Raw genomic sequence first — 16,286 nt, 5'->3', positions numbered from 1 at the left:
AGCCTCATCCAATGAGGGAGGCCTGAATATCTGCTACCAGATTCTTTTTCCTTTTAAAAAATCATCCACAGCCTGAGCTTTCTTCTTTAAGAGGGTTTTCTCCGATTACCCATACTTCATCATTACCACTTCTTGTTGAATGCTCTTTGGAGAAGGACAGAGTACCCTTTAAGGGTGATATGGCAGTATGCCCTTTTAAAATCCCGCCAGAAAATATGATTTCTGCTCCGGCGGCAACTGGGAGATTGGTATAGGTAAGAGAGTTTAAATATCCCCCAGAAAGGCTGTAAGAGGATTGGGCATACTTCCCCCTTGATGTTTGGGCTTCGATGATGCCCTCTTGACGGAGCACAGATAAGGCTTCTTTTAGGGTTCTGTAGGCTACCCCTAAACGTTCTGACCAGACTTTTTGAGTTTCAATGACAATTTTATGTTGCTGGAGATCTGCAATGATATCAGCTTCGACTTCCTGGATATGGTCCCTTCTCCGATCACGGGGCTTAGCCCATTTATACCAGCCTTTTATCTGTGCAGATAGGCCCGTTATGGATGAAAGGACACGGGGGGAGGCATGGTGGCGGCCGGCAATGACAGAGCGATAGATTTTCTCAATCTCAGCCATGGGTAGGGGCTCTTTGATGTCTTTATTCCAAGCATGAAGTTTGGTGTGGATTTCCTGTGTAGGGATTCCTGCATCCCATAGGCACAGGCCAAGACCATAAGCCCAGCGGTTTCTTTCACCTTTTTCAGCAACCGACTCTTGAATTCGTTTCCCAGCAGGAGTGGCCAGCAAAGTGCCGATATAGATAACCTTAGGCTTCATTTCCTGGGATGCTTTAATCGGTCGGCGAGCTTCATACCACATAGAGAGTTCTTCCCAGGTAGTTCTGCTATAGGTGTCTGTGTAAACAATATTGGACATGGTTGGACGGCGTACCCAACGTTCTACACCGACGGCGCAGGGATCTGCTTCCAGGGCTTCTACCATGGCTTCATGGATTTTTGAGACTTTGGCCAGAAGGATATCATGGTGGATTCTGAGTGGTTCAGATAAGATATTCCAGGCTTGATAGTGGCCAGGGGTAGCCGTGGTGATAATCAACTCCGGCATGGGGAGACCGGCAGCGTGATAGAGATCAAGAATATCTTCAGTAGTAGTACCTTGAGGCGTATCGAAATCGCAGACAAAAGCCAGGACGTGTCTTACATAGCGACGTTGGCGGCGACGGGCAAAGAAAGTGGATGCAGTGATATAGGTGTAATCTTTGGATTCGAGATCGGGTAACGTCCACAGTAAACGGGGATCTGATTTTATATTGGAGCCGAAAACCAGACCGTGATCTTTCTTTAGGTGGTTGAGTCTATATGGGCTGGTTTCAGGCAGTACGTGAGCATAAACTTCAGATAGCATTGAACCAACCTTTCAAATCAAAATCCCGAGCAAGAAAGCTCGGGATTTTGGCAATTACTTAGGTTTATTAGTCACTGCATGATAATTAGGTTAAGAATTTAATTATCTAAAGTCTTTTGTTCCCGGTCGTGTGCCGGGAATCTTTCTTTTTTATAGGGTATTAAAGGAATGATTAAGATACTCTTAGTCGTTTCTTTTTGATTTCTTCCGGTGGTTTGGCAATTAGGTAATCACTCATGATGTTTGTCCAGATCATGCGGTTAGGATTCGGGTCAAATAGATCTGGTGAGTAAGCAGTAAAGTATACTTGATGCTCCGGATGTTCACTTACGATCTGCCGGAGGGTTTGGCGGTCATTATCTGGAGTAAATGAAAAGAGAAGATTTACAGAGGCATCTTTGACCACTTCAAGCGTTTTATTCAAATCGCTTAGTTCATAAGGTTTTGATGCGGCTGTAATTATCCGAATATGACTCACCATAAAAGCGTTTAGATTTTGCTCATAGTCAAGCATTTTACCAAGATCGAAGATGTTAAAGTCATAGTCTGCTAGACTGAAGTTGACTTTCATGGTGTGAAAATGCACCCCTTTATGCTCAGCACTTTCGTCATTAACCGCGATATCGTAATACGGCAGCCAATTAAGCTGCTTGGTTGGATCGCACTCTACATAAGCCACTTTAGCTCCCAGGCTTGATAGGAAATAGGCCAGATTCAAAGCAGTTGTGGTTGTTCCAGTCTTTCCAGTGATCCCTGCAACTCCTACGGCTATCCCTTTTCTTTCTTTTTCAGTATCCAATCCTAATTTCGTAGTCTTATTGACCACTACATAGTCTACTGGCTCCTGTTCCGACCCCTTCTCTTTTTTGGCTTTCACAGACTCAGTTTGGGACTTAGCCCGTTTCACTTTAGCCCTTGGCTCTTCGATCGGTTGGATTTTGAATCGTTCTGCTTTCTTATAGCTCATTCCTTTGGGACTGATACACTCCAGGATTTCCTTCTTGATCTCCTCCGGATCTTCAACCGTGACAAAGTTTCTTACTCCAGCATCATAGAGTTTGGATAGCAGCTCATCACCTGGTTTCATTCCTTCGGCTAGATAGACTATTCTTGCGTCATACATGGCCCGAAAGCCGAGAATACCTTCAATTAACTCTTCATCAGTGTCGTTAAGGGCTTGATGATCAATTGCAACATACTTGATATGACTGAAGCTACGCATATCTCGGATGACAAACTTCTTCAGGTTAAATTCCCCGGAAAGTTTTTTAATCGGGATAGTTTCATCTTGGATAAAGTCGAATAGACCAAGATTCAAATTACTCGTTAGGTAAAGTAACATCATAATCAACTCCTTGCAGGGTGAAATCGGGATGGATTTCTATGGGCATGGGTTCTCGTTTATCCTGAATGAGCAGGATGACAGCGACAACCAGGATAAAAGTATAGATAAATAATTCAATGATTGTTTTACGTCCCTTCACTAGAATTTTCCTCCTCTTTGCTTCCTTTTGGGGTGTATAGGTAAGGTACCGGGTCCGTATGGCTCCAGGACAATCTGGAGGTTCTGATCTCAAAATGGAGATGGTGGCCAGTGCTGGTACCTGGATTTGGGTCAAGCTCCGGATCTCCTCCTTCTAAACCGATGATGTCACCGGTGAAGATCTCTTGATCGGGAAGGGCGAAGATTTTGGATAGATGGGCATAAAAAGAGTAGAAGGTTTCATCCGGATCATCGTGTTTGATCAAGATGTAATTTCCGTAATTTTTGTCGATCCCTACTTTGACAACTTGACCATCAGCAACACTCTTGATTTCGCTATGCCATTCCGGAGCAATATCAATACCCGTGTGGAAGCTCGATTTACCCGTTACAGGATGGACTCGTTGACCGTAGGGTGAGGTGATTATACCTACTACTGGCATAGGATATTTTCCGTTTAAGATAATGCCTCCCGTTTGGAGGCGGACTTTATCGCCATGCTCCGCACGGAAGGCCTGGAGGGCTGCCATTTCGTTTGGGTTCGTAAAAAAGCCCGCTATGAAAGATAGCGGGCTTGCAAGGATATAGGCAAAGATCATGAGGATTAAAAGAACTAGGGCTATAGGTACTGAAAAGAGAATTAAAAGGTTCCTTCTTCCATCTTCATCGACGGCCAAAGCAGCCAGGCGAAAAAGGACTTTACTGGTTACGGGGTCGGCCATGCGCTCACCTCACTATCTTCCTCCGGCTTTACCCATGTATTCAAATTTGTAATCGGGTATTTCAAAGTTAGCTCTCAGACGTTTTGATCCAACCATAAGAAGCGCTTGACCACGTTGTTTGCTGGCCAACAGCTCTTCCTCTGCATCTGTTAAATTGTAGAGTTCTTTAGTTTCCTTTAAATTGCTTCCATCGGTACCCATGAGGATTTTGAAGCAGGCCATTTCGAGTAAAGGTTGTCCATACATCTTAATTTTAGGATCAAGAAAATCTACTACGCTGTGAGATATAACTCCAAGTGCCCCCTCATATTTCCGAACACCTTTTGAAACATTTCTTAGAAACATAAGACTTTGGGGGACATTTGGGTCAATCATATAGTAAGCTTCATCACAAATAAGCATAACTCTTTGGGTTGGGTCTTTGACCATTTCGTCCCATGCCCATTGCAAGAGATTAAAATATTGAGCGGACTTAATATTATTTGAAGTTGCTTGCAAATCCTTGGTATCTAAACAAACACACTGGGAATCTGATTGAATCGTTGTATGCCCATTCCAAAGAAAACTATCTGAACCTATAGCGATATCCCTAAGTAATAAACCTAAATCATCGTAGTCTTTTTGATAGGGATTATTTCGTTCCTTGGCTTTCTCAGTAATTTGGCCGTGAAGATCCTTCATAATAGGAAAATCGGTATTCTTTAGCTTTTTAATTTCTGTATCCCAAAAGATATTAAACTTGTTATAAATCTCAATGATTTCGCTTTTTAAAATTGCTTTTTGCCTATCACTTAACGAAGGAATATACAGGCTAAAAAAGATTTCTAAGCTTTTGATATATAAAGCCATATCTCCCATTCCATGGCCATCATCAGCGTAGAGGTTATCAGCTTCACTTTCATCATCTTTGGCCGCCGTTCTAATTTGTAGAGGGTTAACTTTTCCTTTAGATCCACCACCGGCATTAATCCAATCGCCATTCAGGTTAAGTGTAAAGTCTCTGTATTCCCGATGGGGGTCAATAAAGATGATCTTAGTGCCCCTCATATATTCTGATAAGCCAATGTGTTTTATATCTGTCGATTTACCGACTCCAATGGTTCCAGTGATAACAAAATTAGAATTTGTTCTATCCCCTCCCCTGATCCACGGGTCCAGAATAATAAGCCCACCTGCTGCATCTTTTGCGAAGTAATAACCCGTTCCATCATTATAACCTGACGAAGCGAATGGAAAGCCTCCAATAAAGCTAGAAAGGGGTACTGGGCGTTGGGTAATGTTTTCTATTTTTTCATCCGTGCCATAAAAAGGAGAAAGCATTTTTAAACCTTCTTTTTGCAGATTAGCGAGGACTCGAACTTTGCATTTTAGTCCGGCTACAGTGCTTTCCACCTTACGGCACACCTTTACGAAAGTTTGATCATCTCTCGCTATAGGCATGACAATGACGCTCATGAGGCCTACCGATTCTCCGTCTTGGTCTATTTGGGCTAGTATCTTTTCTGCGTTATCCGCTGTTCTCACTGCCCTTTGGCGGGTTAAAGGATCTTTTGTGCTTTCTGCGGTGCCCCGATTGAGACGGATGGTTGAAGACAGGGTATCAATAAATGCCCCTGTATCTGTAGGGGTAAAGGTAATAGATACGATGGTGGATGGGATGTTGGTGATTTTCGATAACCACCCATAATCAGGATCTTGATGGTATTTGATCATACCATAGGCTTTGCCTTTGTTTTCGCCAATGGTGAGCGTGTTCCGAGTGAAGTTAAGCCCCATAGGGGTGATGACGTTCAAGAGTGCATTATTAACAGGTATAGACTCTGTTCGTTTTGCCATTTAGATCTCCTTTCGATCAGCACAAAGCAGCAAGACTAAGACTTGCTGCTTTGTGTTAATTCTTTATTCGCCAAGGGTTTCGACTTCGATTTCAAGAGGTTTGCCAGCGAATTCTGGCGATATCAATCGGGTTACAACCTTGCCTGCTTCGATGATAGTGATGGATTTTTCAGCGAGTTTACGAGATAGGGATTTTGAAAAAACAATCTTTAAGTTGTCGCCGTTGGCCTTTAAAAATTCTTTCTGTAGGTTTAGGGTTAATTCGCCTTGAGTAAGCTTCGCTCTTCTTTTCTGGATACATTTTAATCCTACATAGATGAATGTATTTCGACTGAATCGGGAAAGTACAAAGACCGTGAGCAGGCTCCCAGATAGTCCAATTCCAGCCAACAGATTTTCTGTGCTAAAGAAGTTTTCTGGAAATAGGCTTGCTAATCCGAACCATTTTCCTTTGACTTTTGAGTTCATATCCACAATAATCTCTAACTCTTTGAGTGAATCGTTCGCCGAGAGTTGAACTTGGGCTGTTTCTACAATACCTTTTTCCCCTAAAGCATTTGCTACTTGATCTCCAGTCATAGATTTGACTTGGCCACCTTCTCTAACTGTAATGGAATTCAAGAGAACCAGATCTTTAGATATGCTCTCATCGGCAAGGTAAATCCTGTGAGCTCCCATTTCTACATTAGCAAACTGAAAGAAGCCTTTATTATCAGTGTAGGTGACCCTAGGGGTAGAGTGTAGCTCAATCCTGGCATCTGCAATAGGATTGCCTTGGCGGTCTTTGACATAACCTTTGACTACCCCGATTTCCGTAGTTTTTGTCGGTATGTTTAGCAGAGAATTATCTTTCATAGTTCCTTTCACTTGGTTTCCCTTCTGGATCGCAGCTTGGCTAGTCGCATAACGCTCACTTGCGTTACTAGGCTTAGGTTTAGTGGGTGTAGTCTCGGCAGTCTTACTCTTTTCATCTATTGGTGTTTGTGGATTAGGCTCATCGGGGATATTTTCGGGAACGGTTGTCACCGGTACTGTCGGTTTTGGAGTTTCGGGCGCAGGGATAGCCGGTGGTGTAGTTGGAGTAGGATCTATTGGTTTTGAAGGTGTTGGAAGATCTGAACTCCCTGAAGGCTCAGAATTAGGGAGACTTATAACAATAATTTCTGCGGTTGCTAACTTTCCTTCAAATCCTGCTTGGATAATAGCCTTGCCTTCACTTATCCCTATAACTTTTCCTGTGCCATCTACAGATGCGATTTCAGGATTGAGGCTACTCCATGTGGCTACATTAGTTACATTTACCATCTTGTTGTCTGAATAATGAGCCATGGCCTTTAAAGAGAGGCTTTCTCCTCGCTGGAGTTGACTTTGGTCTGGTTCAAGATTCACCGTCTTAACGATAGCAGGGGTTACTTCTACTTGGACCCTTCCTATCACACCCTCTAATTCAGCTTGGACGGTTGTCTTACCTAGGCTTCTACCAATTACCGTACCGTGATTAACGACGGAAATTTCCGGATTAAGACTTAACCAAGTTGCCTGACGGGTCACATCTACCTCGGTTCCGTCAGAGTAAGTGGCCATGGCCGTGAGGGTAAACGCATTACCAAGATTGACCGTTCTTTCCGGCTGCACTTCAATAGAGGTGATGACCGGGTCGGTGACTGTAATTTCTGCTGTTGCTACCTTCCCTTCAAAATTCGCTGAGATCGTTGCATTACCTTTGGCTACTCCGATGATTTTTCCATGATTGTCTACGCTGATATTTTCTGGCGAACTGCTTGACCAGATTACTCCCTCCGTGATCGGGGAGTTGGTATTTGTGATTCCGTTGGAATAATAAGCAGTGGCCAACAATTGCATGGTTTGTCCAACAGGTATTTCTAATGTCCCTGGTTCAATTTCAACTTTAACAATTCTGGTTACAGCCACGGTCAAAGTATAGTTAAAGGGGATATCTATTTCCTCCCCTTTGCCATCTTTGATTTTTATAGAGATTAGATTGTAGCTACCATTTGGAAGATCATCTCCGGTAAACGATACAAACCAGTTATTTGCATCCGGCTCTTCAGAGGGAGTATCCGTTAATTCGAAGGTCTTTTCGCTCTCCCCTACTGTTGCTGATACGATTAATTTATCTCGGTCTAGGTCCCACGCACGTCCGGATAAAGTAAACGCTTCATGATCAGTAATCATCCTATCCCCTGACGGCTCTGTCAGGCTGCCATGATGCTGACGGTTGCTATAGAAGCTATCCTGCATCTTCAAAAATTCATTTTCAATCCTATCGCCATTCCTGGCTTTGACCCAAAGTTCATATTCTGTATCTAGGTTTAGACCATCCAGCACTCGTTCTATTTCGGCAGACCAATCTGAGGTAGCTATAACCGTTCCATCAGACTTTAATCTAACTTCTATAAGGGTTTCAGGCGGTTCTTCATTTTGTTCATTATTGGTAATGTTCAACGTGATACTTTCAGTCGTTGAAGTTGTAATCTCTACTCCGATAGGATCAAGAGCCAAGGTATACCGCTGTACCTCCTCAGAATAATCGCTCTCGTTGCCAACAGAATCTCTGGCTTTGTATTTGTAGTGATACTGCGTATTCGGGGTCAATTCCGTGTCCACAAAAGATTCAGCAGTCCAGCTTCCTACGTCCTCCCCATCACGGTTGTACAGAAACGAGGCTTCATGGAGTCCCGTTGCATCATCCGCCGCATCCGGAGTAACGGTAATCTGGTTTGTACTATCGGCTGTGGCTGTAGGCGCATTAACCGACGGGGGGGCTTTATCAATATTGTCTATGACAAGGGAAACTGTATTGGAATAATTTATGCCATCAGAACTTCTAGCATAGATCGATAAATTTTCTGGTACGATAACCGGTGATTCGTAAGGTAGCCATTCTCCATCATTGAGTTTATATTCCTTAACTGAGGAATCATCCGGATAGTAAATAGTTACCGTTACATCTTGGTTTGTCGGTTCTTCTTGATCCACGTCCCACTGAGGGGGCTCAAGCTTTAGCACATATTGAAATTCAACATCATATTCATACAGATTTTCGTACTCACCCTTATACACTGTTCCTGAATAATCTTGTTTCCAGATACGCGTATCGGAGGCTGGTTTTGTGACTGTGCCTGAATAGTTTTGTGTCCATACTCTTGTATCGGAAGCAGGCTTAGTTACTGTACCCTGATATTTATAGACACGTGTATCGACCGCTGGCTGTTGCCATGTTCCTTTATACCATAAATACAGCATCTGAGGTCCTGGAGGACTTGAGCCTCCACCGCCGTCAAGAGTCATATCATATTGGTCTAACATGATCGTGACACCGTTTTCAGTATAAGGTATTTCAAAATCTAAAGAATCTCCTGGATATAGCTCAAAGTTACCATGTGTATGATGTCCAACTACCTGTATAATTTCTTTTGGAGTTCCTGCTGGAGTATAACTTCCACTATAAACATAAGATGATAGTGTTCCTGTGTATCCTCCACTATTATAATTAGGAGATGTCTGTGCTGTTACAAACATACTGTCAGAAGCTGAGTAACTACCGCTGGAAACATAAGCACTGCCACTCGTTGATAGAGTTCCCGCATATCCATCTGAAGAGTATGAAACCGATGCAGGTAAAGAGCCGGCGCTACCGCCTACACTTGTCACCCTTGTATCCGTCGCTGTTTTACTGTCTTCTGGAATATCACTCCCACTGGCGACATAACTACTCCCGTCTTTAGTTAGAGTCCCGCTATAACCACTTTCATCAGAGTAGGCTATGCTCGATGTAAATGAGTCTGACGACGATGTTTTTTGATCTGTTTCCGTCTTTGAATATTTATTTGGGTTCCACTGAGTTCCTTTAACCTCGCCGCCGGAAAGGTTCAATGTAATTGTGTCACCGGATAGATCATAATCCACAAAACCATTATCCACCGTTAACTGAGTAATAGCTTTTATATTAGGTATATCTAGTGTTTGGATCGTTTCTGGGGTAACTGAGCCGTTAATTCTCACATTTTTTGTATATACAGGTTGTTGGTACCCTTCAATTGCTAACGCTTGATTAGGGAATAGGGCAAAACCCTGAAAGAAAATGAGAAGACTCAGAAAGACAAGCCTAATTCGTTTTTTCATACCATTTCCTCCTTTTAAAGCATTGGGAACGTTGGACTAATATCCGTATCTTCAAGATGAACATAAGCCGGATTATTAATCAGATTACATAACCGAGTGATATCCTTTTCTTTAAGAATTTCACACGGCACTTTGCTGCTCTCGAAGGCCGCTTTTACATCCTTGGTGCGGCGGGAAATATCCTGTTCACAGTCGTCTTCGTAACGTTGCCAAAGGGGTAAATAAAACTGACGTTCAACGACTTCGCCGCTGAGAGCGTAATTGCTGATAGCCGCTGTTTCCTTGCGAAGCAGCTCTTTTTGCTTTGGGTTCGATGATGTGGCTAAGAGTTCAGCGTATTCATTGATGAGAGGGCTTATATCGACCGGGCGGGATACGGCTATGAGTTTGAGGGTCTGCTGATCTCCGGAGAGTTCGGCTGTAAGCCTTCGAGTGAGGGATTCTTTTTCCCGTTGGCTGAGTAGGTCTATGCTGACGGCATCGATTTTTAGATATTGAAAAATAAGATGATCTCTTGTGTAGAGGTATTTGTCCCGAATGTCTTTGACATTTGTGAACTCCTGGGCGGTTTCTTGGTCTTTGTTTTCGGCTTTGCGTTGCTTCTTTTGTTTTTGGATCATAAAGAAATAGACCGCACCTCCGATGAGTACGGTCAATAGAAAGATGGCTATTGAAATTAAGGGATTCATGGTCGTTCTTTCACCTCGCTGTTATTTTGATTTTCACAGAAGGAAAATTAAATTATAGAGTTTAACGTTTAATAGCCCAAAAATGATGGTTATCAAACCTGCTAGAGCATAACTGATACTGACGGAAAAATACTGCCATGTTAAACTGAGGGCAAATAAATAAATCCCTATCCATCCAATCATCAAACTAATAACCAAAAGGAGTGTGAGAAGTTGTTCTATCGTTTTCAAAGGCCTTGTCGAACTATTGTGGCGTTTATCACAGGATTCCTCTTTCTTATTCTTTTTTTCCTTGCAGTTATCTTCCTGCACATTTTTCACCTCATTTCCTTATTTAATCCCTGGATCTACTACGCGACCTCTGCATTAAATCTGTTATTAACCATCAAACTTATATTCTACTTTGGTACCTACAGAGTTTCGTCTATGTTTAACTTATCAATAGAAACTAGGCAATTGACACTTTGTATGAGAATATTCCCCTTCGTTAAAATGGTTAAATCCATGAAGGGTGATACCAGAACCTCAGCGGTAAGATTCTACAAAGATTTTGTTAAGGCAGCCTCTATTGCCGCTGATCGATATCCGGTGGGCACAAAATTCTGTACTAAAACTTGGCTACTCAACTCTTCTATACTTACCCGGCTTAATCGCAAGGGCTTCGAGGTGACGCCGATCAGCCTTAGTAAACCAAGACGATTTCTAATTACAGTAACGGCCAGGCTTGCCCAAGGTAATTGGGACTTGTGGAAAAAGATTAAAGAGGCACAGTTCTATAAAGTTTCTTGGACCAAAAATGAATTAAAAAGACATCAAGCGTTACCAGTAAACTTCGCCGCTTCCCGTGGCCTTTGACTTAAGGGTTATCGGCCATGATCCAAAGGGTCCAAATCCAAAATCGAATTCATGAGATAGGCTTACAGTAAACTCATCATTAAGCTGGATACGATTTCCCGAAAGAAAATTGGCATTCCATGTAATAACGGGATCAAGGCCTGTTTCTTCTTTAAGGTTTTGGATTTTGGTATTGGCCTGCGTCCCTACTTGTCCAGTAATTTCTACCTGACGTCTTACTTCATCGGCAAAGGTATTGAGTTCATGTTTAGCGATAACAACTGGATATATCGCTAATGCTAAAGCTATAACCATCACTGAAGCTAAAACGATAACGGCCGTGTCAAGGTAACCTTCACCACGTTTTGATAAGATGATTTTTTTCATATTTCTCCTCTCCTAAAACATTTCTCCGGTAGCCGTGACTAAGTGCATCCCAATAGCAATGACAAAAACCATGATAAAGCAGCCTAGCAAAGCCAGGGAGTATTTACGCATTTGCCCAGGACGTTTTTGCGCTATCATTTTCAACTTTTGAAATTCAATCTGTTTAAACCCATGGGCCAAGCGCTGAAAATACAGCACGTTATCGTCACCCCTGATGACTCCAATCAGACCGCGCACTACCTCAGACAACATGGAGCTACCTACCCGGGCATCAAGCTTAGATAAAGCTAATTCTTGATTGCCTGTTTTCATGTCAGCCACTGTGATTTCGAGTTCCTTCTCTAGTCCCTTCCCAGCTTTTTTTCTGTGCTTATCTAGAATGGAGACTACATTCCGACTAGCTTTCAGTTCCTGTTCAACGTTGAGTACAAAACGTGGCAATTCATTTTCAATCGCTTCCCGCTTCTTTTTCAATAACCTATCCACGCGCTGAACCTCATAAAAGTAGACATAGATTGCAAGAACAATTAACCCTAGCGCAATGGGAGGAAAAATGAGCAGTGCCGGGATAGTGCCTAAGAGGCAACACCCGGCTTTAACTATAGCTTGAGCCATGTAAGTTTCAGGAGTATATTGAATTCCTGTCGATTTCAAACTGGCTTTAAGCCTTCGTTGTTTATACTCGTTCAAGCGAATCCATGGGGATAATTTGACGGCTAATTGCCAGATCATGGTCTCCGTCGCCTTGGGCTTATTAACTCCTTGCTTTTTGTAACTCAAGATCGTTTTTGTCGCAGCATGGCTAGGTAAATCCAGTTGAGCTGTCAACAAAAAATACACACCTCCTGAGATTAAGCAAGCGAAAAGAATAACTAAAGCTGACACAGTACCTCACCTCACCTCTTATACTCAACGGGCCGAGACAAGCGAATGACTCCGGCCAATGACCAGAAAATGACCAGAATTATTCCAGCCAAGGTTGCTTTCCCCGCACTGGTATACATTATATTGCTGTACCAATTTTTATTGAGGAAATAGAGTAAGGGAATACTCCCTAACACCAAAGAGACCATAGAGATAAATTCTTTAATAGGTCCATAGAGCAGATAATCCAATTCCAGGCCCACAGTTCTCATATCCGATAATTTCCCCACGATGGGATAAAGGGTGAATTTCAGACTTTTGTCCTGCTGGCAGGCGATCACCTGATCAACCCATTCTTTAAACACGTCGTTGTCAATTCTTTCCCGCAGTTTTTCTAACGCTAATTTGACATTGGATGTAATCAACTTATTTTCCTTCAAAAAGGCTTTAAAGGGTTCAACCACTGGCGGATTAAGGACTTCAATGTTTTCTTCTACGGCTAAAATGAAATCGTTACTTCGAATATACGATGTTGTGACAATGGAAAGGGCCGTTTCTAATTCAGCATTGAGCTGTTTTTTATAGGAGGTTGCTGTAAAAATGACATACCAAAAAGGCAAAAGAAAAAATCCTCCAGAGAGGACCGGTATAAGAAAATAGTTGGATGACATTAAGCCAATAAGAATACCCGTAAAGAATAGTACCACTGCTATTAAGGCTAAGATCGAAAACATGGTTGTTTTTTGTGTTACCACAAGAATATCCCATGTCTCATTGATTAGTTTCTTAAGACCCCGTTTTCTCTTTCCTTCGATAGCATCAACCATTCCTTTAAGGGTTACTTTTTCTGCTTGAAGCTTTTGAATCAGCTCTTCAGCCATTTCCACCGGCGACAGCCTTAGGAGTAAAAAGCTCCCTGCCACTAACGCCAGGAACGCAATGAGCGATAACATCATCACTAAACCCTCCTTCCAAAAATTGATCTAATATTAACTTAGGCATCCCATTTTGAATTAAACGCTTTTGCATTCTCTCCGAAATAGGGTTTACCCGCTCAAAATACCCTTTGATTATCGTTTTGCCACCAATAATCTTGTTCTCCACGACATTGTAACGCCAAAGTGTGTGTAGTTTTCGCTCTCCATTAGATAGAATTTCGCATTCTGTTATTTCCATGATTTTTCGAGAATGATCCTCTAGTTCTTTTTGAAATACCACAATGGGAAAAGCTTCAGATACCATATCATCTAAAGTTTTATCATTGAGATCGTATTTTTGCTTACAAAGGGTTCGCATCCGTGGATAAGCCGCCTCACACGAGTTGGTGTGAGTCGTCGTAACCACGGCATGGCCTGTCCGAGCTGCTTCCTGAGCCCCATAAGCTTCAGAGCTTTTCATTTCACCAATACCGATGATGTCCGGATTCGTCGTAAGTCCATATTCCAACAGCTTTTCTACATCAATCACTCGTTTGGGATTATCACTTCTTCGGGTCACTGTATGCACCACATTAGTCATAGTTTTACCCTGCTCATTTTTCTCAACAAGATCAAATTCCCGGTTCTCAACTTCAATAGTGAAAATTCGTTTGTATCGGCGTACTGATTCCAGCAGCCACGACAAGGTCGTAGTTTTCCCCGATCCAGTTGAGCCACCGATGCAAATACTAATGCCATAGCGCAAGAGCAAACTTAGTTCATCCAGCATTTCCGGCGTTGCTGTCCCTTTTTTTACGAAATCCTCCCTGCATAAATGTTGAGGATTAACAATACGAATGGATGCGGAAACACCTACCTTTGCATCCACAACCGGAGGAGCGTAAGCTGTAATCCGAATATTGTTCCGCAAATGACCGCGCACCATGGGACTTTCATCATCAAGAATAGCCCCTGATGGACGAAGTAAACGTTTAATGACATCAAGCGCGTGCTGGGGGGAATTAAAATGTTCATCAAGTGTTATCTTGCGCCCATCCGCCATGTTAAGTTTTATATCGTCCCATGAATTTATATTGATTTCTTCCATATCTTTGGATTCAAGATATTGCGTTAAAAACGATGCTTCTTTCATCTCAAAATAAAGCTTATCCACCAGTTGTTCCTTAGACAGGTTATTAACACCTAAGTTCTTGTCCTCTATAAACTTAGTGATATAGAGTTTAATCTGCTCCTTCTGACGATCATCGTCATCATCAAACGCTGTAGCATAAGTGGTTGATATATACTCTTGGACTTCATCTAACACCAGCTTATAATCACGAATATTAACATTTTGTTTAAACAGATTACTCATCAAATACCTCCAAAGCGAATCTCTTTAATTCTTTTACAAAACTCTTACCTTCTGAAGTCTTCAGAGGATCTAAGAGCCTCCCTTCTAAGCATTGTCGCTCTATTTCCTCAGCAAAAGACAAGAAGAAATCTATATTCCCATAGGCTTCAGCCACTTCCTTCTTAGGGGAATAGCTTTTAAATCCGGATAACGCTTTAAGATGCCTTTCTGTACGAAACGCTTTATTCATGGACAACACAGGTAATTGAGCATCAAAAAAGGACAGTCCCTTTAAATCAGCTGTCCCGCATCGAAGCACTTGATCTGCATCCCTCAGGGCTACAGTGGATAAATCATCTCCTGATAATTGACTTGTACAATCTACAATAACATAATCCACTTTATGGCGAAGCAATAAAAATAGGTCCGCGGCCTTCTCCACGGTATAGTCTGGATAGGATGTACTATTTTCACCTTTCTTATATCCCAATACTCCTATAAACTCTCCATCATTAGGCAATATAAGATTAGACAAGATAGCTTCCTGATTCATATCTGCCTTTGTTAAGAGTATCCCTAAGGATCTCTCTTTAGGATCTATTGTTGGAAAAAGAACAGGTAGCATCGGACAAAGAAGATCGCATAACACCAAGGCAACTGTCTTTTGCTTAGAGGCCAAAATTCTGGCCAGCTTCATGCTAACTACGGTCTTTCCGCTCCCCGGGCTTCCCCAGATTGCGATCATCTGATTACTCCCCACTCGCTGTCCCCTCCTTACCTTCTGGGCTTTGAGAAAAGATGCTTTCCTGAGCAGCCAGAAGCATTTGTTTTTTCTCCTCGTTGCCCCTACTCACTAATGTTGCATGAAGCTTGCCATTTTCCTCATATTCGGCCAGCTTTAAAGCTTGTATTGGGTTGACGCTTAAAATAACTGTCGCAGGAATATCCTGATCTTCAGTTGACTCACCTTGATTTTGCTGATTACTATCCGATCCCTTCTTTGTGGTCACCGCTAATACTTCTACATATTCAAGTTCTGGCAACCGTACAGCTTCCTTTTTTCCATTGTTACCACCTATCGCAATCAAAGAGACAATATCACCATTTTGAAGCTTTCCTGATAACCCTGACGCAAGGCTTTTCAAACTAACTGAAATGGCCACTTTCCCTTCGGGAAGATTATATAGATAAGGGTTATTGAAAAAGGGATCGGAGGATATTTTACTAGATAAAATGTAATCGCCCGGTTTTAGTCCCGCTATCGCATATTTGCCCACTACATCCTCCGCTCGTTTTGCTACATTGCCAGGAAGGTTGTATCCCCCCACTGTCACCTTCTCAATCTTATCCGCGGTTACCCTTTGACCAGCTTCGATATCTTTTTCAACCCTTACAATAACAGTCTGGGCTTTCGCAGCCTTATTGATCAGGGGTGATAGTCCAAAAACAATAAGAAAAGCGAGGATAATACAAGCAATTCCTATGGTTGTTCTGTTTTTGAATCTATTGAGGTTCAATTTTGGCTTAGGTAATGCCTTTTTGATTGGCTCGGATTTCAGGGTATCATCTTTTGTCCTTTGTACTTTCACCGTATTTCGATTTTCAGACGATGGTTTATCCGCTCTTTTTCTAAACACAATGCT

The 16,286-nt window shown here is 42.3% G+C and carries 14 protein-coding genes; 1 reads left to right on the top strand and 13 read right to left on the bottom strand.

Annotated elements, in window-relative coordinates; all coding sequences use genetic code 11:
* Positions 1-61: 61 nt before the first annotated feature.
* The 7 genes from BUB11_RS00930 to BUB11_RS00900 form a co-directional block, all read right to left on the bottom strand.
* Positions 62-1,411 (bottom strand): primase C-terminal domain-containing protein, encoded by a 1,350-nt coding sequence (locus BUB11_RS00930; RefSeq protein WP_084110109.1) that lies wholly within the window; start codon positions 1,409-1,411, stop codon positions 62-64.
* A 172-nt stretch (positions 1,412-1,583) separates the two neighbouring features.
* Entirely contained in the window at positions 1,584-2,756 is a 1,173-nt protein-coding gene (locus BUB11_RS00925) for an HAD family hydrolase (protein ID WP_143159005.1), read from the bottom strand.
* Positions 2,731-2,895: a hypothetical protein gene (locus BUB11_RS27705; protein WP_200797863.1), complete on the bottom strand. Its 165-nt coding sequence runs from the start codon at positions 2,893-2,895 to the stop codon at positions 2,731-2,733. The genes BUB11_RS00925 and BUB11_RS27705 overlap by 26 nt, the downstream gene beginning before the upstream one ends.
* Positions 2,882-3,616, bottom strand: coding sequence for a M23 family metallopeptidase (locus tag BUB11_RS00915; RefSeq protein WP_073027132.1), 735 nt, complete (start codon positions 3,614-3,616; stop codon positions 2,882-2,884). The genes BUB11_RS27705 and BUB11_RS00915 overlap by 14 nt, the downstream gene beginning before the upstream one ends.
* A 12-nt stretch (positions 3,617-3,628) precedes the next feature.
* Entirely contained in the window at positions 3,629-5,452 is a 1,824-nt protein-coding gene (locus BUB11_RS00910) for a VirB4 family type IV secretion system protein (protein ID WP_073027130.1), read from the bottom strand.
* Between the two features lie 63 nt (positions 5,453-5,515).
* Entirely contained in the window at positions 5,516-9,598 is a 4,083-nt protein-coding gene (locus tag BUB11_RS00905; protein WP_073027128.1) for an Ig-like domain-containing protein, read from the bottom strand.
* A 14-nt stretch (positions 9,599-9,612) separates the two neighbouring features.
* Positions 9,613-10,287, bottom strand: a complete 675-nt coding sequence (locus BUB11_RS00900; RefSeq protein WP_073027126.1) for a hypothetical protein — start codon at positions 10,285-10,287, stop codon at positions 9,613-9,615.
* A 492-nt stretch (positions 10,288-10,779) separates the two neighbouring features.
* Here BUB11_RS00900 and BUB11_RS26750 point away from each other — a divergent pair, with 492 nt between their 5' ends.
* Positions 10,780-11,142 carry a hypothetical protein gene (locus tag BUB11_RS26750; RefSeq protein ID WP_143159004.1) on the top strand — a complete coding sequence of 121 codons (363 nt, stop codon included), beginning with the start codon at positions 10,780-10,782 and terminating at the stop codon, positions 11,140-11,142.
* Here the strand turns inward: BUB11_RS26750 and BUB11_RS00890 are convergent.
* The 6 genes from BUB11_RS00890 to cpaB form a co-directional block, all read right to left on the bottom strand.
* Positions 11,107-11,508 carry a DUF4320 family protein gene (locus BUB11_RS00890; protein ID WP_073027123.1) on the bottom strand — a complete coding sequence of 134 codons (402 nt, stop codon included), beginning with the start codon at positions 11,506-11,508 and terminating at the stop codon, positions 11,107-11,109. The genes BUB11_RS26750 and BUB11_RS00890 overlap by 36 nt on opposite strands.
* A gap of 12 nt (positions 11,509-11,520) precedes the next feature.
* Positions 11,521-12,339 carry a hypothetical protein gene (locus BUB11_RS00885; RefSeq protein WP_084110108.1) on the bottom strand — a complete coding sequence of 273 codons (819 nt, stop codon included), beginning with the start codon at positions 12,337-12,339 and terminating at the stop codon, positions 11,521-11,523.
* 65 nt (positions 12,340-12,404) lie between these two features.
* Entirely contained in the window at positions 12,405-13,328 is a 924-nt protein-coding gene (locus tag BUB11_RS00880; protein WP_242947408.1) for a type II secretion system F family protein, read from the bottom strand.
* Positions 13,246-14,664, bottom strand: a complete 1,419-nt coding sequence (locus BUB11_RS00875; RefSeq protein ID WP_073027118.1) for a CpaF/VirB11 family protein — start codon at positions 14,662-14,664, stop codon at positions 13,246-13,248. Before BUB11_RS00875 ends, BUB11_RS00880 begins: the two co-directional genes overlap by 83 nt.
* A complete protein-coding gene (locus BUB11_RS00870; protein WP_084110107.1) occupies positions 14,657-15,403 on the bottom strand; it encodes a hypothetical protein in 747 nt (248 codons plus the stop codon). The genes BUB11_RS00875 and BUB11_RS00870 overlap by 8 nt, the downstream gene beginning before the upstream one ends.
* The gene (cpaB, locus tag BUB11_RS00865) at positions 15,393-16,280 is read right to left on the bottom strand and encodes a Flp pilus assembly protein CpaB (RefSeq protein WP_159436877.1); all 888 of its coding nucleotides are present in this window, start codon (positions 16,278-16,280) and stop codon (positions 15,393-15,395) included. The genes BUB11_RS00870 and cpaB overlap by 11 nt, the downstream gene beginning before the upstream one ends.
* Positions 16,281-16,286: the final 6 nt, after the last annotated feature.

The sequence above is a fragment of the Desulfosporosinus lacus DSM 15449 genome, from assembly GCF_900129935.1.
Classification (GTDB): Bacteria; Bacillota; Desulfitobacteriia; order Desulfitobacteriales; family Desulfitobacteriaceae; genus Desulfosporosinus; species Desulfosporosinus lacus.
This window is presented reverse-complemented; position numbering and strand designations above follow the sequence as displayed.

Excerpts from the sequence above, each read along its gene's own strand:
- BUB11_RS00900 (WP_073027126.1), bottom strand. The coding sequence starts at position 10,287 with ATGAATCCCTTAATTTCAATAGCCATCTTTCTATTGACCGTACTCATC.
- BUB11_RS26750 (WP_143159004.1), top strand. The coding sequence starts at position 10,780 with ATGGTTAAATCCATGAAGGGTGATACCAGAACCTCAGCGGTAAGATTC.
- BUB11_RS00905 (WP_073027128.1), bottom strand. The coding sequence starts at position 9,598 with ATGAAAAAACGAATTAGGCTTGTCTTTCTGAGTCTTCTCATTTTCTTT.
- BUB11_RS00915 (WP_073027132.1), bottom strand. The coding sequence starts at position 3,616 with ATGGCCGACCCCGTAACCAGTAAAGTCCTTTTTCGCCTGGCTGCTTTG.
- BUB11_RS00930 (WP_084110109.1), bottom strand. The coding sequence starts at position 1,411 with ATGCTATCTGAAGTTTATGCTCACGTACTGCCTGAAACCAGCCCATAT.
- BUB11_RS00910 (WP_073027130.1), bottom strand. The coding sequence starts at position 5,452 with ATGGCAAAACGAACAGAGTCTATACCTGTTAATAATGCACTCTTGAAC.
- BUB11_RS00890 (WP_073027123.1), bottom strand. The coding sequence starts at position 11,508 with ATGAAAAAAATCATCTTATCAAAACGTGGTGAAGGTTACCTTGACACG.
- BUB11_RS00875 (WP_073027118.1), bottom strand. The coding sequence starts at position 14,664 with ATGAGTAATCTGTTTAAACAAAATGTTAATATTCGTGATTATAAGCTG.
- BUB11_RS00925 (WP_143159005.1), bottom strand. The coding sequence starts at position 2,756 with ATGATGTTACTTTACCTAACGAGTAATTTGAATCTTGGTCTATTCGAC.
- BUB11_RS00880 (WP_242947408.1), bottom strand. The coding sequence starts at position 13,328 with ATGATGTTATCGCTCATTGCGTTCCTGGCGTTAGTGGCAGGGAGCTTT.